The 21,380-nt window shown below is 30.0% G+C and carries 23 protein-coding genes and 5 pseudogenes; 2 read left to right on the forward strand and 26 right to left on the reverse strand.

From position 1 onward, the window contains the following. The first annotated feature begins 283 nt into the window (after positions 1-283). The gene (locus LEQ07_RS08480) at positions 284-1,156 is read left to right on the forward strand and encodes an aldose 1-epimerase family protein (RefSeq protein ID WP_263330247.1); all 873 of its coding nucleotides are present in this window, start codon (positions 284-286) and stop codon (positions 1,154-1,156) included. A gap of 75 nt (positions 1,157-1,231) precedes the next feature. Here the strand turns inward: LEQ07_RS08480 and LEQ07_RS08485 are convergent, their stop codons facing one another. Further along, a complete protein-coding gene (locus tag LEQ07_RS08485; RefSeq protein ID WP_263330248.1) occupies positions 1,232-2,353 on the reverse strand; it encodes a S41 family peptidase in 1,122 nt (373 codons plus the stop codon). A 291-nt stretch (positions 2,354-2,644) separates the two neighbouring features. On the opposite strand from LEQ07_RS08485, the gene LEQ07_RS08490 reads away from it, so the two are divergent. Beyond that, on the forward strand, positions 2,645-3,076 hold the full coding sequence (locus LEQ07_RS08490) for a 5-formyltetrahydrofolate cyclo-ligase (protein ID WP_263330249.1): 432 nt from the start codon (positions 2,645-2,647) through the stop codon (positions 3,074-3,076). Between the two features lie 44 nt (positions 3,077-3,120). Here LEQ07_RS08490 and LEQ07_RS08495 read toward each other — a convergent pair whose 3' ends face one another. The 25 genes and pseudogenes from LEQ07_RS08495 to LEQ07_RS22980 all read right to left on the reverse strand — a co-directional run. Continuing rightward, positions 3,121-3,330 carry a hypothetical protein gene (locus tag LEQ07_RS08495; protein WP_263330250.1) on the reverse strand — a complete coding sequence of 70 codons (210 nt, stop codon included), beginning with the start codon at positions 3,328-3,330 and terminating at the stop codon, positions 3,121-3,123. Between the two features lie 26 nt (positions 3,331-3,356). Continuing rightward, a complete protein-coding gene (locus LEQ07_RS08500; protein ID WP_263330251.1) occupies positions 3,357-5,501 on the reverse strand; it encodes a Lon protease family protein in 2,145 nt (714 codons plus the stop codon). 200 nt (positions 5,502-5,701) lie between these two features. Beyond that, the gene (locus tag LEQ07_RS08505) at positions 5,702-6,127 is read right to left on the reverse strand and encodes a hypothetical protein (protein ID WP_046822508.1); all 426 of its coding nucleotides are present in this window, start codon (positions 6,125-6,127) and stop codon (positions 5,702-5,704) included. 118 nt (positions 6,128-6,245) lie between these two features. Next, positions 6,246-7,181 (reverse strand): transketolase family protein, encoded by a 936-nt coding sequence (locus LEQ07_RS08510; protein ID WP_046822507.1) that lies wholly within the window; start codon positions 7,179-7,181, stop codon positions 6,246-6,248. Then, positions 7,174-8,001 (reverse strand): transketolase, encoded by an 828-nt coding sequence (locus tag LEQ07_RS08515; RefSeq protein WP_046822506.1) that lies wholly within the window; start codon positions 7,999-8,001, stop codon positions 7,174-7,176. The genes LEQ07_RS08510 and LEQ07_RS08515 overlap by 8 nt, the downstream gene beginning before the upstream one ends. Before the next feature lie 161 nt (positions 8,002-8,162). Next, positions 8,163-8,528 carry a type II toxin-antitoxin system PemK/MazF family toxin gene (locus LEQ07_RS08520; protein ID WP_021430410.1) on the reverse strand — a complete coding sequence of 122 codons (366 nt, stop codon included), beginning with the start codon at positions 8,526-8,528 and terminating at the stop codon, positions 8,163-8,165. Then, positions 8,518-8,793: a hypothetical protein gene (locus tag LEQ07_RS08525; protein WP_035118413.1), complete on the reverse strand. Its 276-nt coding sequence runs from the start codon at positions 8,791-8,793 to the stop codon at positions 8,518-8,520. The genes LEQ07_RS08520 and LEQ07_RS08525 overlap by 11 nt, the downstream gene beginning before the upstream one ends. A 42-nt stretch (positions 8,794-8,835) precedes the next feature. Further along, on the reverse strand, positions 8,836-9,999 hold the full coding sequence (alr, locus tag LEQ07_RS08530; protein WP_046822505.1) for an alanine racemase: 1,164 nt from the start codon (positions 9,997-9,999) through the stop codon (positions 8,836-8,838). A gap of 14 nt (positions 10,000-10,013) precedes the next feature. Further along, entirely contained in the window at positions 10,014-10,604 is a 591-nt protein-coding gene (gerS, locus tag LEQ07_RS08535) for a germination lipoprotein GerS (RefSeq protein ID WP_263330255.1), read from the reverse strand. A 22-nt stretch (positions 10,605-10,626) separates the two neighbouring features. Further along, positions 10,627-11,088, reverse strand: coding sequence for a CBS domain-containing protein (locus LEQ07_RS08540; protein WP_046822503.1), 462 nt, complete (start codon positions 11,086-11,088; stop codon positions 10,627-10,629). A 4-nt stretch (positions 11,089-11,092) separates the two neighbouring features. Continuing rightward, positions 11,093-11,353 (reverse strand): holo-ACP synthase, encoded by a 261-nt coding sequence (gene acpS / locus LEQ07_RS08545; protein ID WP_317852050.1) that lies wholly within the window; start codon positions 11,351-11,353, stop codon positions 11,093-11,095. Between the two features lie 336 nt (positions 11,354-11,689). Then, positions 11,690-11,950, reverse strand: coding sequence for an ATP synthase F1 subunit epsilon (atpC, locus tag LEQ07_RS08550; RefSeq protein ID WP_263330256.1), 261 nt, complete (start codon positions 11,948-11,950; stop codon positions 11,690-11,692). 2 nt (positions 11,951-11,952) lie between these two features. Continuing rightward, entirely contained in the window at positions 11,953-13,347 is a 1,395-nt protein-coding gene (gene atpD / locus LEQ07_RS08555) for a F0F1 ATP synthase subunit beta (protein ID WP_021430421.1), read from the reverse strand. 16 nt (positions 13,348-13,363) lie between these two features. Continuing rightward, positions 13,364-14,211 (reverse strand): annotated as a pseudogene (gene atpG / locus LEQ07_RS22470) (ATP synthase F1 subunit gamma). A gap of 43 nt (positions 14,212-14,254) precedes the next feature. Next, positions 14,255-15,758 (reverse strand): annotated as a pseudogene (atpA, locus tag LEQ07_RS22475) (F0F1 ATP synthase subunit alpha). Between the two features lie 15 nt (positions 15,759-15,773). Continuing rightward, positions 15,774-16,315 (reverse strand): annotated as a pseudogene (locus tag LEQ07_RS22970) (F0F1 ATP synthase subunit delta). After that, the gene (atpF, locus tag LEQ07_RS08580; protein ID WP_035118335.1) at positions 16,312-16,812 is read right to left on the reverse strand and encodes a F0F1 ATP synthase subunit B; all 501 of its coding nucleotides are present in this window, start codon (positions 16,810-16,812) and stop codon (positions 16,312-16,314) included. Before atpF ends, LEQ07_RS22970 begins: the two are co-directional and overlap by 4 nt. 85 nt (positions 16,813-16,897) lie before the next feature. Next, complete coding sequence (gene atpE, locus LEQ07_RS08585) at positions 16,898-17,152, reverse strand: ATP synthase F0 subunit C (RefSeq protein WP_021430381.1); 255 nt, start codon at positions 17,150-17,152, stop codon at positions 16,898-16,900. A gap of 59 nt (positions 17,153-17,211) precedes the next feature. Continuing rightward, positions 17,212-17,913: a F0F1 ATP synthase subunit A gene (gene atpB, locus LEQ07_RS08590; protein WP_046822498.1), complete on the reverse strand. Its 702-nt coding sequence runs from the start codon at positions 17,911-17,913 to the stop codon at positions 17,212-17,214. A 2-nt stretch (positions 17,914-17,915) separates the two neighbouring features. After that, on the reverse strand, positions 17,916-18,305 hold the full coding sequence (locus tag LEQ07_RS08595; protein ID WP_263330261.1) for an ATP synthase subunit I: 390 nt from the start codon (positions 18,303-18,305) through the stop codon (positions 17,916-17,918). A 4-nt stretch (positions 18,306-18,309) separates the two neighbouring features. Next, the gene (locus LEQ07_RS08600; protein WP_046822496.1) at positions 18,310-18,540 is read right to left on the reverse strand and encodes an AtpZ/AtpI family protein; all 231 of its coding nucleotides are present in this window, start codon (positions 18,538-18,540) and stop codon (positions 18,310-18,312) included. A 568-nt stretch (positions 18,541-19,108) separates the two neighbouring features. Further along, positions 19,109-19,738, reverse strand: coding sequence for a uracil phosphoribosyltransferase (gene upp / locus LEQ07_RS08605; protein WP_021430412.1), 630 nt, complete (start codon positions 19,736-19,738; stop codon positions 19,109-19,111). A gap of 12 nt (positions 19,739-19,750) precedes the next feature. After that, positions 19,751-20,196, reverse strand: a pseudogene (gene rpiB / locus LEQ07_RS08610) (ribose 5-phosphate isomerase B). A gap of 122 nt (positions 20,197-20,318) precedes the next feature. Then, entirely contained in the window at positions 20,319-20,798 is a 480-nt protein-coding gene (locus tag LEQ07_RS22975; RefSeq protein WP_442952412.1) for a Sua5 family C-terminal domain-containing protein, read from the reverse strand. Further along, positions 20,799-21,379: pseudogene (locus tag LEQ07_RS22980) on the reverse strand (L-threonylcarbamoyladenylate synthase); the annotation flags it as partial. Between the last annotated feature and the right edge of the window lies 1 nt (position 21,380).

Consider the following 21,380-nt stretch of genomic DNA (forward strand, 5'->3'; position numbering starts at 1 on the left):
AGGATCAAACTCTCAAATATAATTTAAAAAGTTGTCCATCGCTCAGCTAATCATTATCTGAATATCTGGCTTGGTTGTTTGTGTTTAATTCTTTAAAAAAGAATTTATATAATTAACCTACTGTTTAATTTTCAAAGTTCTTACATTTTTTTCTACAAGTTATACTTTACCACCTCTTTTGTCTTTCGTCAACACTTTTTTTATTTATTTTATTTTTTATTTAATTATTTTTATTATATAATGAAAACGTGAACAAAAGTATATCAAATAAAGGAGTTTTAAAATGAATAAACTTGAAAATAAAGATTTAATTATTGAAGTTAAAAATACAGGCGCTGAACTAAGCCGAATATACTCTAAAACACTTAATAAAGAGTTTTTATGGGATGGAAACAAAAAGTTTTGGGGAAGACATTCTCCTATTCTATTTCCTATTGTAGGAAGACTAAAAGATAATGAAACTATTATAGATGAAAAAACATACAGTATGAATCAACATGGATTTGCTCGAGATTTCGATTTTAGTTTAATAGAAAAGGATCAAAACTCTTTAACATATAAATTAGCTTCTAATAATGAAACTAAAAAGTACTATCCTTATAAATTTGAATTATTCATTAAATATATAATCAACGAAACTGAAATTAAAGTTTGCTGGAAAGTTGTAAATACAGATTGTAATGATATATTTTTTTCAATAGGCGCTCATCCAGCTTTTAATGTTCCATTTGATAAGGATACTACTATTGACAATTACTACTTAAATTTTAAAACTAGAGATGAAGTATCTAGGTATTTATTACAAGGGCCTTTTGTTTGTAAAAATTTAAAAGCTGATAGTTTAAAATCAATTAAATTGCATCCAGAAATTTTTAAAAACGACGCTCTAATATATGATAATGTAGATGAAATTAGTATATCATCTACAAACAGTTCTACATCTATAGATGTAAAGTTTGATAATTTCCCATTTGTTGGCATTTGGTCTCCCTATAACAAAGAAGATAATACAATAGCACCTTTTGTATGTATAGAGCCTTGGTTTGGAATAGCAGACTGTTTAGATTCTAACAAAATTTTCAAAAACAAATTAGGAGTAAATCAACTATCTCCAAATAAAACTTTTGAAGCTTCTTATTCAATAACTATAAATTAATAATTTGTAATAAGAAAGGACTGAGGCAAACTAATTTCACCTAAAGTGAATTAATTTACATCAGTCCTTTTAATTTTATTTATTTATTTGACTATCCATCCAATCTATAGCCACTTGAAGTTGCTTATTTTCATCTTTTTCTTCTATTTTAGGCTTTATACCCTTTTTATTTATATAGTCTCCACTTGGAGTATAATACTGAGCTGTAGTAAGTTTATACCCCGTTCCATCATTTAAACCTCTTACAGTTTGAACTAATCCTTTCCCAAATGTAGTTGTTCCTATAGCTATTCCTCTATTGTTATCAACTATAGCTCCTGTAAGTATTTCAGATGCAGATGCACTACCTCCGTTTATAAGTAGAGCTATCGGTAAATCTAATTCTCTATCATTATCAGATTTTAAATACTTAGCTTTACCACTATTATCTTTAACAGACACTATAGTGTCTCCCTCTGGTAATATTTCATCTGCTATGTCATCACATATATTTAATAACCCTCCTGGATTATCTCTTAAATCTAGTATTAAACCTTTTATACCTTTTTTATTTAAATTATCTAGAGCCTTTTTAAAATCATCATAAGTATGTTCATCAAATGACGAAATTTTTATGTATCCAATATTATTTTCTAAAACTTTAGAATCTATAGTTTTCATTACTATTTCTTCTCTTTTAACATTTATATCTAATACTTCACTACCTCTTTTTATAGTTAACTTAACATCTGTTCCTGCTTTTCCTTTTATAAGACTCATTGCCTTATCCATATCTTTAGAAGTAACTTCTTTTCCATTAACTTTAATTATTTTATCTCCTGATTTTATTCCACTTTTTTCAGCAGGAGATCCTTCTATAGGAGATACAACAGTTATTAATTCATCATCGGATGTTGGACCTATAACTACCCCTATTCCTACATAACTACCTGATGTTTGTTCTTGTAGTTTTTCAAACTCTTCTTTTGTATAGTATTGTGAGTATGGATCATCTAAACTTTCAAACATCCCTTTTATAGACCCTGTTATCAACTTTTCATTATCGTGATCTTTGTAAAAGTCTTTATCTATAGTTCTTTTTAAACCAGCAACTTTATCATACCCCTTATACTTGTAACCTACTACTTGAGATGTTATCAATGCTGTAGCAATTACAATTATAATAGAGTATATTATAGCCCTTTTTTTTGATATCATTTTATGCATCTCCTTTTACATAATATACTATATTATTATATGCTTTCATATTATTTTTATTACTGCATGTCTTTCAGTTGATGTTATCAAATTATAATACTAAACTTCTTATTAGGAAGTTTTTATACCATATTATACCACATTAAAGAAAGGTGATTAAAATTGAAAAAGATTTTAGAAAAAAAGTTATAGAACTCAGAAAAAACAATCTACTCAATCTATAATTTATAAATCTAAAAAATTTCCGATATAATTTTATCATTAGAGGATATAAAAAAAGCCTCTACTATAATGCTTTATTTAGACTTTAATAACGAAGTAAAAACTGATATTCTAGTAAACTCATTAATTTCTTTAGGTAAAAAAGTATTAGTGCCTATTACCGTAAAAGAAAACAAAACCTTGATTCCCTCTCAAATCAAAAACATAGATACAGAAGTTGAATTGGGAACTTTTGGTATAAGAGAACCTAAAAAGGAATTTATAAGAAAAACAGATATCGAATCAATAGATATCCTAATAGTACCTGCAGTTGCTTTTGATATAAACAAATTCCGATTGGGCTATGGAGGTGGTTTCTATGATAGGTTTATAGAAAAACTAAGACCTGATAGTATAACCGTAGGCATAGCTTTTGAATTTCAAGTTTTTGATTCTATTCCAAAAGAAAGTCATGATGCCCAACTAAATTACATTGTAACAGAAGAAAGAATTTTAAAATAAAAATATTAAATAGAGTAAAGTACTATCTTTACTCTATTTAATAGCTATTTATCTTTTTTATCATCATCGCTTTTTCTATATATGTTTAATTGTTCTATAACTTTTTTATCTATTTCTTCTATAGTAAGTCCTGTAAGTATTCCTAATCCTTCTTCTATATTAGATATCGCATATATACTAAATTGCCCATTTTTTACAGCTTCTACAACTTCATCCTTTAAAATTAAGTTTTTAATATTTTGTATAGGCATCATTACACCTTGTTTTCCATTTAATCCTTTTATCTTACAAACGTCAAAAACCCTTCTATTTTTTCATTTATTCCTCCTATAGGCTGAATTTCACCTTTTTGACTTACAGATCCAGTTACTGCTATATTCTGTTTAATTGGTATTTTAGATATACTAGATATTACCGCATATAATTCAGTACTAGATGCACTATCTCCATCTACACCACAATAATTTTGTTCAAAAGTTATAGATGTCGATATAGATAAAGGTTTCTCCTTGCCATATCTTTCTCCCAAGTATCCAGTTAATATTAAAACACCTTTGTCATGTATACTTCCACTTTGCTTTATTTCTCTTTCTATATTTATAATCCCACTTCTCCCTTTATATGTTGATGCAGTTATTTTAGAAGGCTTTCCAAAACTATATTCACCTGTTCCCATCACAGCTAGTCCATTTATTTGACCAACTTTCTCTCCATCTATATCTATTAATAAGGTTCCATCCTGGAACATCTCATTTAACTTCTCTTCATATTTATTATTTCTATATCTTTTTTGATTAATTGCCTTTTCTACATCTGATTTAGTTACATATTTTGAATCTATTTTACTAAGAGCCTCCGATTCAAAAATCAAATCTACAATTTTATTAAATTTGGCTGTTAATTTTTCTTTGTCATCACTAATTCTTACACTATATTGTAAAACTCTTTCTACAGCTCCTTTATCAAAGTGTTTTAAGTTATATTCTTTACATTGATTTGATATAAGTTTAATAATTTTATATATATTTTGATTATTTTTATTAATTTCAACATCAAAGTCAGCCATTATTTTAAATAAATTCCTAAAATCTTCTTCATAAGAATACAATATGTTATAAATATAATTGTCACCTATTAAAATCACCTTTATATCTAAGTCAATAGGTTCTGGCTTTAAATTAGAGGTAACTAAATAACCATACTGCTTATTTAAAGACTCTATTGATATTTTTCCTGTCTTAAGTGATCTTTTTAGGCATTCCCATGAAAAAGGACTTGATAATAAATCCTTAGCATTTATTATTATAAATCCTCCATTAGCCTTGTGTAATGACCCTGGTTTAATCTCCATAAAACTAGTAGTTAATGATCCTATCTCATTTTTATAATCTATCGATCCCGCCAAATTGTAATATGTAGGATTATTTTCATTTATAACCTTGCCTTCCGTACACTCGCTATTATCAATTAGTAAATTAACTCCATATCTAACAAAAAACTTAGCATCGCTCTTAGGCCCCATCAAACCTAGTAATGCCATTGGATTTTGATTGTTTTCTTCTCCTGAAGTCTTAAATTTACTTATATTTTGCACAATATCATCGCATAAATCATTTATATACTCTTTAACTTTTTTACATTCTCCATATCTTTCTAGTAAATATCTCTCATAGAATCCAACCAAGCTTTTACCTACATTTTTATCTAATTCATCCAGTTTTTCTTTATATTGATCTTCACATAGCTTTATTTCATTAATATATTCTTTGCTATCTTGATTTAACTTTAAACCCTCTTCTCTTAAATCTTTTATCTGTTGAGGTGTTAAGTTGCCAATTTCTGCTTCTCCCAGCATATCACCATCTGAGTTTATGGGAACACTTATCAGCCCTCTTTCTGTTACTTCAAATTTAAATCCTCTAGGTTTTGCAATTCCATTTAGCTTATCTATTATATATTGAATATTGCTTTCAAGTTCCGTCATCAATAGTCTATTATGATATTCATATTCCTTAGTGCTAAAAATCTTAGGTATCTCTAATTTTAACTTTTCAATAATATCTTCCATATCTTTTTTAAATAACTTACCTTGTCCACATTCAAAGGATAAAGCTATTGGTTCGTTATTGTTCTTAAAATTATAAACATATGCCCAATCTTTTATATTTTTATTATTTTTCTTCACTTTACTTATAAGCATATTCGTATAACTATTTCTTCCTGTACCACTACTCCCTGCAACATAAATGTTATAACCTTTCTGTTTCATATTAAGCCCAAATTCTATAGCTTTAACAGCTCTGTCTTGGCCAATTATATCCCTAACTGGTTCTATATCTTCTGTAGATTTGAATTCTATATTATCTAAGTCACAAGTACATTTCAATTTTTCAATATCTAATTTAAACTTATCCGAATTAAACATTCATTCACCTCATAGCATTTATTTTTACATTTAGTTTTACCTATATAACATAAATAATGTACTTTACTTATAAACAATGTTCTTCAAACTAATATTTTTAATCCGCTTCTATAAAATATAAAATTCGCTTTGCATATAAAACTTTTTTATATAAAAAAGTTATAAATAATTAGTTTAGCCTAATTATTTATAACTTTTTGTTATTTTTCTACTTTTGAATTCAGCTCAATTCTATCTGGTAGTTCTTTTAAGTTAGTTTCTACTACTATGTAAGGATGTGATTCCTCTTTATTTTTATGTACAACTTCAACTTTCATTACATTTTTATCTTCTTCTTTAAACATTTTTATAGAATTCATCTCTATCCCTTTATTTGTATCTTTACCTCTAGTCACAACTACATATATTTTGCCATCTAGTTTAACAGCTAGAGCTCTTTCTTCATCTGTGTATTTACCCATCATATCAAGAATTTTTTCTGGAATTTCATTTTTTTGAAGCATTATATAATCTACAGGTTTTGAATCATCCATAAACATTTTTGGTACAAATACAAAACCTCCTAATAATAGAATTAAAACTATTATTCCATAGATTACTCCCCTAATATTAAATTTAACTTTCAATTAATCACCCCCATATAAATATATGAGCTTGTTTTTAATAATAGAAGATTTTTAAAAAAATAAAAAGCCGTAAATATTAGATATTATATCTAACGTTTACGGCTTAATAATCATAAATTTATTTCTTAGCTATAGCTTCTCTTACACTATTAACTATTTCTTTAGAAGTTAATCCATAAGCTTGTAATAGTTCTTTTGGTGTTCCTGATTGTCCAAAGACATCCTTAACACCAACTTTTTTAACTATAACTGGGCATTCTTCACTAACAACTTCACTAACTGCAGATCCTAATCCTCCAATTACATTATGTTCCTCAGCTGTAACTATTACTTTAGTTTCTTTAGCTGCATTTAGTATTATTTCTTTATCTATAGGCTTTATAGTAGGCATATTTATAACTCTAACATTTATACCTTCTTCTTTTAATTGCTCATGTGCAATTACGGCTTCATTAACCATTATTCCGCAAGCTATTATAGTAGCGTCATTACCTTCTCTTACTACTACACCTTTACCAATTTCAAACTTGTAGTTCTCATCAAATAAAGTTGGAACTGCAGATCTACCAAGTCTAACATATACTGGTCCATTGTATTTAGCAATTTCAAATATAACTTGTTCTGTTTCAACTCCATCAGCTGGAACGATAACAGTCATATTAGGTATTGATCTCATTATAGCTATATCTTCTACACTTTGGTGAGATGCTCCATCTTCTCCTACAGTTATACCTGCATGTGTAGCACATACTTTTACATTTAACTTAGGATAACATGCAGAGTTTCTTATTATTTCAAATCCTCTTCCTGTTGCAAACATAGCAAAACTACTTGCAAAAGGTATTTTACCTGCTGCTGCTAGTCCACAAGCTGCACCTATTAAGTTTTGTTCTGCTATCCCCATATTGAAAAATCTATCAGGAAATGCTTTTGAAAAGTCATTTGTTTTTGTAGATTTAGATAAATCTGCATCTAAAACAACCACATTATCATTTACTTGACCTAATTTAACTAAGGCTTTTCCATATGCTTCTCTAGTTGCTATACTACTCATTATCCGAACCTCCTAATTCTTGTAATGCTTTTTCTAGATCACTGTCACTAGGTGCTGTTCCATGCCATCCAGCATTATTTTCCATAAAAGAAACACCTTTACCCTTAACAGTTTTCGCTATTATCATTGTAGGTTTTCCTACTGTTTCTTTAGCCATATCAAGAGCTGCGAATATTTGATCAAAATCATGTCCATCTATTTCAATAACGTTCCATCCAAAGCTTTTGAATTTGTCCATTACAGGCCCTACGTTCATAACTTTTTCAACTTCTCCGTCAATTTGTAATCCATTAAAGTCTAAAAATGCTACTAAATTATCTAATTTATAGTGAGCCGCACTCATTGCTGCTTCCCAAACTATACCTTCTTGTATTTCTCCATCCCCAAGTAATGTGTATACTCTCCATGGCGCATTATCTAATTTAGACGCCATTGCCATACCACATGCTACTGAAAAACCTTGTCCTAAAGAACCTGTTGACATCTCAACCCCTGGTATTCCCTTCATATCTGGGTGACCTTGTAGCATTGCTCCTATTTTTCTTAATGAGTTTAATTCTGATTTATCAAAATAACCCTTTTCAGCTAATGTAGAATATAAAACTGGAGCTGCGTGTCCTTTTGATAGTACAAATCTATCTCTATCTTCCATCTTTGGGCTTCTATTATCTACATTCATTTCATCAAAATAAAGTGATGTTAATATTTCAACTGCAGATAATGATCCTCCTGGATGTCCAGATTTAGAACTATGTATCATGGTAACTATATCTCTTCTTATATTACGTGCAATTCCATTTAATACTTTATGGTCTCTCATGTAATTACCTCCTTGTTTTATGAGTAAAACTACTGACTCTATATTATGTACTTTGCAATTGTACCATACTAATTCCATATTATTATATCACTTTTTGCCTTTTTTTTGCTTAAAAATCCAAAAATTATTGATATACTATTTCAATACACCAATAATTTAAATTAAATTTGAAATAATCCCAAACTTATAAGTAGACTATTATTCACTTTTTCCATCATACATTCATCTAGATAACCTATTTTTTCTCTTAATCGCTTTTTATCTATAGTTCTTATTTGCTCTAAGAGAATAACGGAATCTTTATTAAGCCCATACTCATTAGAACTAATTTCAATATGAGTTGGTAATTTAGCCTTGTTAATTTGCGAAGTTATAGCCGCAACAATAACAGTTGGACTGTACTTATTTCCTATATCATTTTGAATGATTAAAACTGGTCTTATTCCACCTTGTTCAGATCCAACTACAGGGCTTAAATCGGCATAAAATAAATGTCCGCGTTTTATATCTAAATTGTTAGAACTCACCTTGAGCTATAGTCCCTTCAAGGTTATCATCAGAAGATACCTCATTTGTCATTCCTAGCTCGGCTAAAGTTAAATTAATTTGACCCATTTCTTTATAACCCTTTATCATCGATTCTTTCAAGTCAAACTTTTTCTTTTGTGTAATGTAGAATTGAAAAGCAGCTTTTGCAAAATCTTCTCTGTTAGAGTTCTCTATCTGTACTATATGATCAACTTCAGAAATCAAAGAGTCAGGTAGAGTAAACACAATTTTCTCTTTGCTCATATTGTGCACAAAATCGCCTCCTAGGGGGTAATACTATCATCTTTATTTTACCAAATAATTATCTTTTTGTACAATTGCATTTCTTTCCATATAAACACGCTCAACTCGTCTAGAAATCATGCATAAGACTTCATAATTTATAGTTCCTAAGTCTTTAGCTATTTTTTCTACACTCTGATTTTCGCTCTCAGAAAATATTATAACCTCATCGTCAATTTTTATGTCTATATCTTTATCTATTTTTATCATACATTGATCCATACATATAGTTCCTACAACATCAAACTCTAATCCTTGTATATAAGCCTTTGGATTTTTTTGCATTCTTGTAAATCCATCAGCATATCCAATAGGTACCGTAACTATTCTTTCTTTAGATTTAGTTACATATTTAAGACCATAACTTATACCTATATTCTCATCCACTTCCTTTATATGAGAAACTCTAGTTTTCAATGTCATAGCAGGTTTTAAATCAATTATATCTTTATTCACCTCGTCAGAAGGATAATGTCCATAAAGTATAATTCCACATCTAACCATATTAAAATTCAAATCTTTACATTCCATAGTTGCTGCACTATTAGAAACATGTTTTATAGGAATATCAATGTCTGCAGATTGTAATTTTTCAATTACTAAGTTAAATTTATAAACTTGACCATAAGTGTATTCTTTATTTCTTTCATCAGCCGTAGCAAAATGTGTGTATATGCCCTCTATAAAAATATTTTCAAGTTGATTAATTCTAATTATTTCAGTTATAGATTCATCATTTACTTGAAATCCTATTCTACTCATTCCTGTATCTATTTTTATATGAATTTTAGCTTTTTTGTTATGTTTTTTCGCGATTTTATTTGCTAAAAATGCAGTTTCATATGAAAATATAGTTAAGCTGATGTCATTAATTATAGCTTCTTCTAAAGATTGATTTGGTATATATCCTAAACATAATATAGGTAATACTATATCATTTTGTCTAAGTTCTAGACCTTCTTCTAGTCTAGATACTGCTAAATAATCTACATTTTCTCTTTCTAAAAACTTTGATATCTGCACTGCCCCATGACTATATGCATTAGCCTTAACCACTCCACAAATTTTAGTATCTTCTTTTAATATTTTTTTTATATTTTTTAAATTATTGCTTATATTATCTAGATTTATCTCCGCCCATGTAGGAGCTGTTATATTTATCTTCATTGTCTATCTCCTTGCTATTTCTTGTACTTAAAATCAGAATAATTGACTATAAATCTGGTGTTTCCCTCCTGATCTAATATTTCTAATTTAGCAGGATAATTATCTTTTGAGTCTATATAAAGTATCTGCTTGTTGAAATATTTAGTGTTTCCAGGTATTGAAACCGTAAGCATTAAATGTCCATTCTTCATTCCAATCTCTACATCTTCCCCTTGTAGATAATTCTCTACAAAATCTCCAACAAATAAATGCTGACTATCTTTTCCTACATTAGGTAAAATTAATTTATCTTCTACTTCTGGGTTAGTTACAATTATCTTATCTTGCTTATATTCTATAGTTTTTCCCTTAAGATGCTCAGGCTGCAAAGCAACTAATTTAAAGTTTCCTGAACCATTGTATTCATGTAAAAAAGAGTACTTATGAGATCTTTTATTGCCTATAACTTCTATATCTGCTTTACACTTATAGTACTTCATCTTCGATATGTCATTTTGAAAGTTTTTGTATACCTCTTCTTTTGTGGACTTGCTTTTTTCACAACCTATAAATATAGTCGTAAAACTTATAACCAAAATCAAAAATAACGTCCACTTGCGTTTCACACAATACCTCCTAGTTTAAAACCTATCCTTCATACATAGATTTTATTATATCGTATCTACAAATTATTCCTTTTATTTTGTCATTTTCATCAACTACAGGAACTCTGTTTACTGATCTTTTTATCATTATGTTTGCAATATCATCAAATGTATCATTCTCATAAACTTTTATTACATCTTCAGACATTAAGTCTTTGACTTTAGTAGCTGCTATATCTTTTATATCATGTTCTATCTTTTTAAAATCATTAATACATATTAGTCCTTGTAAAAATGTTATGTACTCTGGAGGATCTACGTATTTTTCTTTTTTCATTATATCTGTTTCTGAGATAATACCTACAACTTTATTATCTTTATCCACTACAGGTACTCCACCTATTTTCTCAGTTATAAGAATGTTAGCTATATCCTGTATATTATCAGTTTCTCTTGCTACCTTTACATTAGTAGTCATTATATCTTTCGCTTTTTTAGTTTTCATCTTATCACTCCTTAACTATTACCATAGCATTAGCTACAGCATAATTTTCACTATGAGATATAGATACTTGTATTTCTAAAACATTATAATCTATGCACATTTGTCTTAAATTATTATAAGTTTTAACTATAGGCTTTCCATTTTTATCTCTTAAAACCTCTATGTCATCAAAATTAAAATTTTTAATTCCTGTTCCAAAAGCTTTGCTTATGGCTTCTTTTGCAGAAAAATTTCCAGCTATAGTTTCAGATCTAAATTTTTTGATTCAAAATACTTTATCTCTTCCTCAGTAAATATTTTATTTAAAAATCTTTTTTATTTTTAGTATGTTTTCTATTCTTTCTATTTCTACTATATCTATACCTATACCCAATATATTCATGGATACCTCCAAATTTATGTATATATTACTATTTTGTGACTTAAATTCAAATCTATTCAATTGTTTATACTAAATTTTATTTTCAAATCTATTTTTATATTACTATATAGAAATTTATTTTAACAGTTCCACAAGCATTTAAATTTAACTTAATAGTGGTTATAAATTATCTTAATCTAAAAAAAATAAAAAGGCTAGAGTTAAACTCTAGCCTTTTTTCTATAACCATTCTGCAGATTCAGTTAAAATAACAGCTTGCTCTTTTTCAACTTGAACGAATCCTCCAGATATTTTTGCTTCTTTAAACTTACCTTCTTTTTTTATACGTAGAGTTCCATCTGATAATCCTGCAACTAAAGGTCTATGGTTTTTTAATATACCTCTATCTCCTTCAGTAGTTCTCACTATTATCATCTCTGTTTGACCTTCATAGAAGACTTTTTCAGGAGTAACAATCTTAACCGCAAATTCGCTTGCCATTATTATCTACTCTCCTTCGCTTTTTCAACTGCCTCTTCTATACTTCCTACGAATAAGAAAGCTGATTCTGGTAAGTTATCATGCTTACCTTCTAATATTTCTTTGAAACTTCTTACAGTTTCTTTAACAGGTACATATTTACCTGGTATTCCTGTGAACTGCTCACCAACGAAGAATGGTTGAGATAAGAATCTCTCTATTTTTCTAGCTCTGTTAACAGTTATCTTATCTTCATCAGATAATTCATCCATACCAAGTATAGCTATTATATCTTGAAGTTCTTTATACTTTTGAAGTATAGATTGAACTGATACTGCTATCTCGTAATGTTCTTTACCAACTATAGCAGGGTCAAGTACTCTAGATGTAGACTCTAATGGGTCAACAGCTGGGAATATACCTAGAGAAGCTTTTTGTCTAGATAAAACTGTTTTAGCATCTAAGTGAGTGAATGTTGTAGCTGGTGCTGGGTCAGTTAAGTCATCGGCAGGTACATATACAGCCTGAACTGATGTTATAGACCCTTTATTTGTAGATGTTATTCTCTCTTGTAATCTACCCATCTCTGTTGCTAATGTTGGTTGGTATCCAACTGCTGATGGAGTACGTCCAAGAAGTGCAGAAACCTCAGATCCTGCTTGAGTGAAACGGAATATATTATCTACGAATAATAAAACGTCTTGTCCTTGTTGATCTCTGAAGTACTCAGCCATTGTAAGACCAGTTAAAGCAACCCTCATTCTTGCTCCAGGCGGCTCATTCATTTGTCCGAATACTAGAGCTGTTTTGTTTATAACTCCTGTATCGCTCATCTCATGGAATAAGTCGTTACCTTCTCTTGTTCTCTCTCCAACACCTGCGAATACTGATATACCACCGTGTTGAGTAGCTATATTGTTGATAAGCTCTTGTATAAGAACTGTTTTACCAACTCCAGCTCCTCCGAATAGACCTATCTTACCACCTTTTAAATATGGTGCTAGTAAGTCAACAACTTTTATACCAGTCTCTAGTATCTCAGCTCCTGGGTTTAATTCATCGAATGCTGGTGCTTCTCTATGTATAGGGTTTTTAGGAGCATCTTTTGGAGCTTCTTTACCATCAACTGGCTCACCTAATACATTGAATATTCTTCCTAAAGTTTCTTCTCCTACAGGAACACTTATAGCAGCTCCTGTATCAACAACTTCCATACCTCTTACTAGTCCATCAGTTGAACTCATTGATATACATCTTACAGTATCATCACCAACGTGTTGTGCAACCTCTACAACTATTTTCTTATCTCCGTGCTTTATCTCTAATGCATTTAATAGATTAGGTAAGCTTTTTTCATCATTGAACTTTACGTCAACAACTGGCCCGATAACCTGAACTATTTTACCTATGTTTGCCATGTCCTAACCTCCTTATTTATTGAGCTGAAGAAGCTCCTGCAACTATCTCAGATATTTCTTGAGTAACTGCAGCTTGTCTTGCTCTATTGTATTGTAATTCTAAATTAGATATCATTTCATTTGCATTGTCTGTTGCTGATTCCATAGCTGTTCTTCTTGCAGCTTGCTCTGAAGCGTAAGACTCAGCTAATCCTCCGTATATCATTCCTGATACATACTTAGGAACTATAAATCCAAGCACAGCGTCTGCAGAAGGTAAGTATTGAACTGCCGCTCCACTTTGCTTCTTCTCTTCACCTTTATTAGCTTCTATACTTATTGGTAAAAGCTTAACTAATCTTGGCTCTTGACTTAATGCAGAAACGAACTCTGTATATATTAATTTAACTTCGTCTATGTCTCCGTTTTGATACGAATCCATTACAGTTTTTGATATATTCATTATATCTTCATAGTTAGCATTTTCAACAGAAGGTATTGATCCTATTACTTCAAAGTCTCTTTTGCTAACAAATTCTTTTGCTTTTTTCCTATAGTAACAACTTTAACATTTTTAGAGCCTTGAGTTTCAGCAGCTAACGCTTTAAATACATTTGCGTTGTATCCACCTGCAAGTCCTCTGTCTCCTGCTATTACTACATAACATCTATTTTTAACTTCTCTTTGTTTAAGAAATTCACTTTTAACTCCACTCGTACTTTTAGCTATATTCTCTACAGCTTCTTTTAAAGTGTTAAAATACGCTTTAGAACTTTCAGCTTTTTCCTTAGCTCTTCTAAATTTAGAAGAAGAAACTAATTCCATTGCTTTAGTTATTTGTTTCGTATTTTCAACACTGGCAATACGAGTTTTGATTTCCTTCATTCCAGCTCCTGCCAATTGAGTTACCTCCTTTTTTTAAAAAGGATTACGCTTCTATAACAAATTTCTTTTTGAAATCGTTTATAGCGTTCGTTAATTCTTGAGCAAAGTCTTCATTTGCAAGAATTTTTTCTCCTATTTGTGGATAATTAGCATCTATAAATTCTAATAATTCTGCTTCAAATCTCTTTATGTTATTTACAGGTATATCTGCTAATAAGTTATTTGTAACTGCAAATACCATTACAACTTGATTTGAAACTTCCATTGGTTGATGTTCTCCTTGTTTAAGAACCTCAACTATTCTTTCCCCTTGAGCAAGTCTCTTCTTAGTATCTTCATCTAAGTCAGATCCAAATTGAGAGAATGCAGCAAGTTCTTTATATTGTGAGTAAAGAAGTTTTAATGGTCCTGCAACTTTTTTCATTGATTTTATTTGTGCAGATCCTCCAACCCTTGAAACTGATATACCAGGGTCAACTGCAGGTCTTATTCCTGCGTAGAATAATTCTGGTACAAGGTATATTTGTCCGTCTGTTATAGATATAACGTTAGTTGGTATATAAGCAGAAACGTCTCCACCTTGAGTTTCTATTATAGGTAATGCAGTTATTGATCCTGCTCCTAATTCATCAGATAACTTAGCTGCTCTTTCAAGTAATCTTGAATGTAGGTAGAATACGTCTCCTGGGTACGCTTCACGTCCTGGTGGTCTCTTAAGTAATAATGACATTTCTCTGTATGCAACAGCATGCTTAGTTAAGTCATCATATACTATTAATACATGTTTTCCATTGAACATGAATTCTTCACCCATAGCAACACCTGCATATGGAGCTAAGAATTGAAGTGGTGCAGATTCAGATGCAGTAGCAGAAACTACTATTGTATAATCCATTGCTCCACCTTTTTCTAATGTACTAACAACTTGAGAAACAGTAGAACGTTTTTTGTCCTATTGCAACATATATACATATAACATCTTTACCTTTTTGGTTAAGTATTGTATCTACACATATAGATGTTTTACCTGTTTGTCTATCTCCGATAACAAGCTCTCTTTGCCCTTTACCTATTGGTATCATGGCATCTATAGCTTTTATACCTGTTTGTAATGGCTCATGAACAGATTTTCTAGCCATTATTCCTGTAGCTTCAGATTCAACTGGTCTGAACTTAGTTGCATTTATAGGTCCTTTTCCATCAACTGGTTGACCTAATGAGTTTACAACTCTACCTATCATTTCATCTCCAACTGGAACTTGAACGATATTACCAGTTCTTTTTACGATGTCTCCTTCTTTTATTCCAGAGTCATCTCCTAACATAACCGCTCCAACCATTTCTTCTTCAAGATTAAGAGCCATTCCGTATACTTTACCTGGGAACTCTAATAACTCACCAGCCATAGCTTTTTCTAATCCGTAAACACTAGCTATACCGTCCCCAACTTTTAAAACACTTCCTGTATCTGTTAACTCTACTTTATTTTCGTAATTCTTTATTTGCTCTTTTATTATAGCACTTATTTCTTCTGGTTTTAAATTCATGGGTTCACCGCCCTCCTAAGATATTACTTGAGATAGTTGTTCCTTCATTTTATCTAAACGATTTTTAACCGTTCCATCTATCTCTTCGTTTCCAAGTCTAACTAGGACTCCACCTAATACAGACTCATCTACTTCATTTTTTAAAATAACTGTTTTGTTATATTTAGTTGAAAGTTTAGCTTGAAGATCTTCAAGCTCTTTTCCTTCCATAGGAACTGCTGTTACAGCCATTCCTTCTAATATATTGTTTTTATCATTAATAAAGCTTTAAAAGCTTCTGCTATACCAGTTATTAAAGATAATCTATCTTTATCAGCTAATATTTTCATGAAATTTAACATTTCTTTATTTAATTGAGATCCAAATACATTAGATATTAAATCCTTTTTATCATCCTTTGAAACTATTGGAGATTTTAGTATATTTGCAAACTCTTTATTTTCATTTATTATATCTACTACAGCCTTTAGCTCATTATATAGTTTTTCAGTCGACTTAGAGTCTTCTCCAACTTGGAATAAGGCTTCAGCGTATCTGCTTGCAACTATATTTATCATTGAGCTTCGCCTACCTCTTTTATAAAGTCATTTATTAGCTTTTCATGCTTAGACTTATCTAGGTCACTTTCTATAACCTTAGATGCTGCAAGTAAAGCTATTGAAGATATATCATCCTTAACTTCATTCATAACTTTTTGTCTTTCTTGTACTATATCTTTGCTAGCTTTTTCTTTTATGCTTGTAGCTTCATTTTTAGCTGTAGATATTATTTCCTCTGATTTTTGTTCTGCTCTTACAGTTGCTTGTTTTATTATTTCTTGCCCTTGCTCTTTAGCAGAACTTAATTTTTCTTCAAATTCTTTTTTGAACTTTTCACCCTCAGATTTAGATTTCTCTCCTTGAGCTAAGTTTGTTTGAATATCTTTTTCTCTCGCTTCTATTATACCTAAAACAGGTTTAAATAAAAGTTTCTTTAAAATAACAAACACTAAGAATGTATTTATTAATTGGAATAGTAATTCATACGTTAACCCAATTAGTGGTTTTAATTCCATCCTTATTCCTCCTTTCTACTAATCACAATTCGTAATTAGGAGATGGTTACCCACCTCCTATTTATGATACCTTAAACTCTAATTCTTATAATTTTGTTATGAATGGATTAGCGAATAGAAGTATTATAGCTACAACTAAACCATATATTGCTGAAGACTCTGCAACTGCAGCTCCAAGTAACATTGTTTGAGTTATATCACCTTTAGCTTCTGGTTGATTTCCAACTGCCTCTGCAGCTTTACCTGCTGCGAATCCTTGTCCTATTCCTGCTCCTATACCTGTTGCAACTGCAATACCTGCTCCTATAGCTGAACCTGCTAATAATATAGCTGTTTCCATGATTGTTTCCTCCTTAAATTTCAATAATTTTTTATTGTTTTTGTTTATTTACATATCAATTACTCTGTAGCATTTGATACAAATACCATTGTAAGCATTATGAATATGAACGCTTGTAATATACCAGCAAATATATCAAAGTATAAATGTAATGGTACTGGTATTATTAATTGTCCAAAAGGTATATTTATACCTGTTAAGCTTGTTGACACGAATCCTAAGAATTGATATAAAAGTGCCATGATAACAGATCCTCCTAATATATTACCAAATGGACGGAAACTTAATGATATAGGTTTTGCTAATTCCCCTATTATATTAAGCGGTAATAAGAATGGTATTGGCTCAAGTAACTCCTTGAACATTCCCATACCTTTTTTCTTGACACCTGCATAGTAAATCATAAAGAATGTTATTAATGCCCATGCTAATGTAGTGTCTAAATCTGTTGTAGGTGATCTAAATCCTAATAATCCTATAAGGTTTGATGTTGCAAAGAATAAGAATAAACTTCCTATATATGGAACCATAAAAGGTAATTCTTTTATAGCTGTCGGTCCCATAGTTGTTTTTACAAACTTATCAAATCCACCTATAACAAACTCTAAAAATATTTGTACTTTACTAGTTGGAACTTTCTTTAAGTTTCTAGTTAAAAAATAAGATGCTATAGCAAGACCTGCTAATATTATCCAACTTGTTATAACTGTATCACTTAACTTGAAGTTCCCAAAATATAGTATATATTGTGCTTGCTTCACAGTTACGCCTCCTTTCTTTTAAGTTTGTCTACTACTACTCTTTTTCCTAATATAGAAAACTTAGTGCTCAATAAGCCTATGGTAGTTCCAATAACACTTATATGTGGAGATTTTGCTGAAACAAATAAAACCACACCTACTATTGTCATTCTTATTATGTATCTACTAGTTGAATATATTTGAGCCTTAGTAGGAGGATACGTTACTGATTTTTGTAACGAGATAGCTAATAATCTAAAATTTAACATAGCTATTATGCTCCCAAACAAAAGACCTGTAAGCATTTCTTTTGGAGAGTTTGATAAAAAAACAATAAGGATAGCTGCGATTAAATCAATTATGAGTATACCTTTATTTACGTCTCTTATTTGTTTTCCTAAACCATTATCCATTTAATCACTTCCTTTTTGCGTATACAATTAAGGTTTTATAAACACCACTAAATGCACCGCCTATTCCTAACAAAAGGAAAATCAATAATAAAAATGGACTTGTTCCAAATTTATCATCTAAGTACTTTCCTATAAAAGCACATCCTAAAATAGGGATTAAAATCATTAATCCTACTTGGCTTATTAAAGAAAGCATACTAAGAGCCTGTACATATTTTCTATGTTTATCTTCCATAAATATCATACCTCTTGTATCGTAATATATTTTAATTCTGTTAATTCATTGTACGTATGTAAGATGTTTGTTTGAAACGTTGAATATTTTAATTGTAAATTATATTTCATTATTATATTTCTTTTAAATATTTTTATCAATACCTAATATTGATTTTTAAATTTCAGTTTTTTCATTTTTGTATAAATTTTGAATAATTTTTTTTAATTATTCAAATGTATATATTATGAAATAATTATTGTATAATTCGTTTATTTTTTAGTTTATACTTATATAATCTTCATTATGCTAGTATTTATGCACATTTTTACTTTTTAAAACATTTGAAAAATTTAAACTTTTCAATTCATTTTTCGATATAAATCCATAAAAGATATATATATATTATACCTTTTATGAAAATTTTCTACAAATAATTACATTTTAAAAAATATTTTAAAATATTTTTTAAATTTAATTTTTTATAGTATTCATTGGTTATTTTAATAAGTGTTTTCCTAATATTTAGGCTAATAACTAAACGGAAAAAGGCATCTATAAAACTTTATAGATACCTTGTTTAAATTTATTACTTAGTTCCAAATAATCTATCTCCAGCGTCTCCTAATCCTGGAACTATATATCCATGATCATTTAATTTCTCATCGATATTAGCTACGTATATATCAACATCTGGGTGATATTTGTGAACTTCTTCTATACCTTCTGGAGAAGCAACTAAGTTAACTAATTTTATAGTTTTAGCTCCATCTCTCTTTAATACATCTATTGCTGCTACAGCAGATCCACCAGTAGCTAACATTGGATCTACTACTATCATTTCTCTTTCTTGTATATCTTGTGGGAATTTACTATAGTATTCAACTGGTTGTAAAGTTTCTGGGTCTCTGTATAAACCAACATGTCCAACTTTAGCTGCTGGAACTAAGTTTACAAGTCCATCTACCATTCCTAATCCAGCTCTCAATATCGGAACTATTCCTAATTTTTTTCCAGCTATAACTTTTGCTTTAGTTTTAACAACAGGAGTTTCTATTTCTATTTCCTCTAAAGGTAATTCTCTTGTTATTTCATATCCCATAAGCATTGTTATTTCTGTTAGAAGTTCTCTAAAATCTTTAGATCCTGTATTTTTATCCCTCATTAAAGTTAATTTGTGTTGTATTAATGGATGATCTGCAACTACTACTTTTTTCATTATGTAAGCCTCCTAATTATTTTGTTCTATGTCATTTAACATATTTACTCTTCTTAAGTGTCTTTCACCTTCAAATTCAGTGTTTATCCACGCATCAACTATCTCAAGAGCTAACCCTTTTCCAATTACTCTCTCACCTAAAGAAAGCATGTTTGCATTATTATGTGCTTTTGACATTTTAGCTGAAAATGTATCTGAAACAACAGCACATCTAATACCTTTAACTTTGTTAGCTGCTAATGAGATTCCTATACCTGTCCCGCAACATAATATCCCATAGTCTACGTCCTTGCTAACAACCGCTTTGGCAACCTTTTCTCCATATATAGGATAATCAACTGAATCTATTCCATTTTCAGTTCCAAAGTCTACACATTCAATTCCTTTTGATTGTAAGTGTTTTTTATTTCTTCTTTTAAATTGTATCCACCGTGATCGCTACCTAAACCTATCTTCATAGTCCAATACCTCCAATACTTTTGTATACATAGATTTATACTTAATTTTATATTATACTAAACTTTAAATATTTTTGCATCATTTATACATAATTATTTCATATATTTTTTGGACTTTATTATTATAATTCTATAATTTTATACCCAGCTGACTTCATTAATCTATTCATTATAGCTCTACCAACTCCATGATTAGAAAAAGCTTCAGAATATATTATATCCATTTCTTTTTTATCCATTTCTATTAATGCATTAAAAAGGTTACTTCCAACTTCTTCTAAATTGTCTCCAAGACCTATGACTTCGCCTTTATAGTTTTCTTTATTTTTATTAAGACACATAACACCACATCTTAATCCTTTTTTTTCATTTTCAACTATTAAAGAGTTTATTTTATTAATTACTTTTGAATCTTCTCCTCTTACTATAAAAACATCTCCATTTGGTGAATAGTGCGTATATTTCATTCCTGGTGCTTTAGCTTTTTTTACGTCTGCTTTTCCTTCAATAGATGGGTCTATAAGAACTTCTCCTATTAAAAGTTCCATTTGCTCTTTAGTAACACTTCCGGGTCTTAAGATCATAGGCTTTTCAGATGTCATATCTACAACTGTAGATTCAAGTCCAAAATCACAGTCTCCTGCAACTATAATCCCATTTACCCTTCCGTTCATTTCATCGCATACATGCTTCCCTTTTGTTGGAGATGGTCTACCTGATATATTAGCTGATGGAGCAGCTATAGGTACTCCTGATTGTCTTATAATTTCTCTAGCAATAGGATTCGAAGGCATTCTTATAGCTACCGTATCTAAACCACCACTAGTTCTTTGTGGAACTATTTCTTTTTTCTTAAAAATCATAGTAAGTGGTCCTGGCCAAAATTCATCCATTAACACCTTAGCTTTTTCATTTATATCAGTAGCTAATTTATTTATCTCATCTTGTTCGCATATATGTACTATCAAAGGATTATCACTAGGTCGTCCTTTTGCTTCATATATTTTTTTACAGCATCTTCATCTAAAGCATTTGCACCTAAACCATAAACTGTTTCTGTAGGAAAAATAACTGTATCTCCTTCAGATAATAATTTCGCATGCTTTCTTATTTCTTCTATATCTATATTTGATTCATCAATTTTACTTATTTTTGTATTTATCATTAGTATACCTTCCTCCATA

The sequence above is a fragment of the Paraclostridium sp. AKS73 genome (assembly GCF_025671395.1).
Taxonomy (GTDB): Bacteria; Bacillota; Clostridia; order Peptostreptococcales; family Peptostreptococcaceae; genus Paraclostridium; species Paraclostridium benzoelyticum.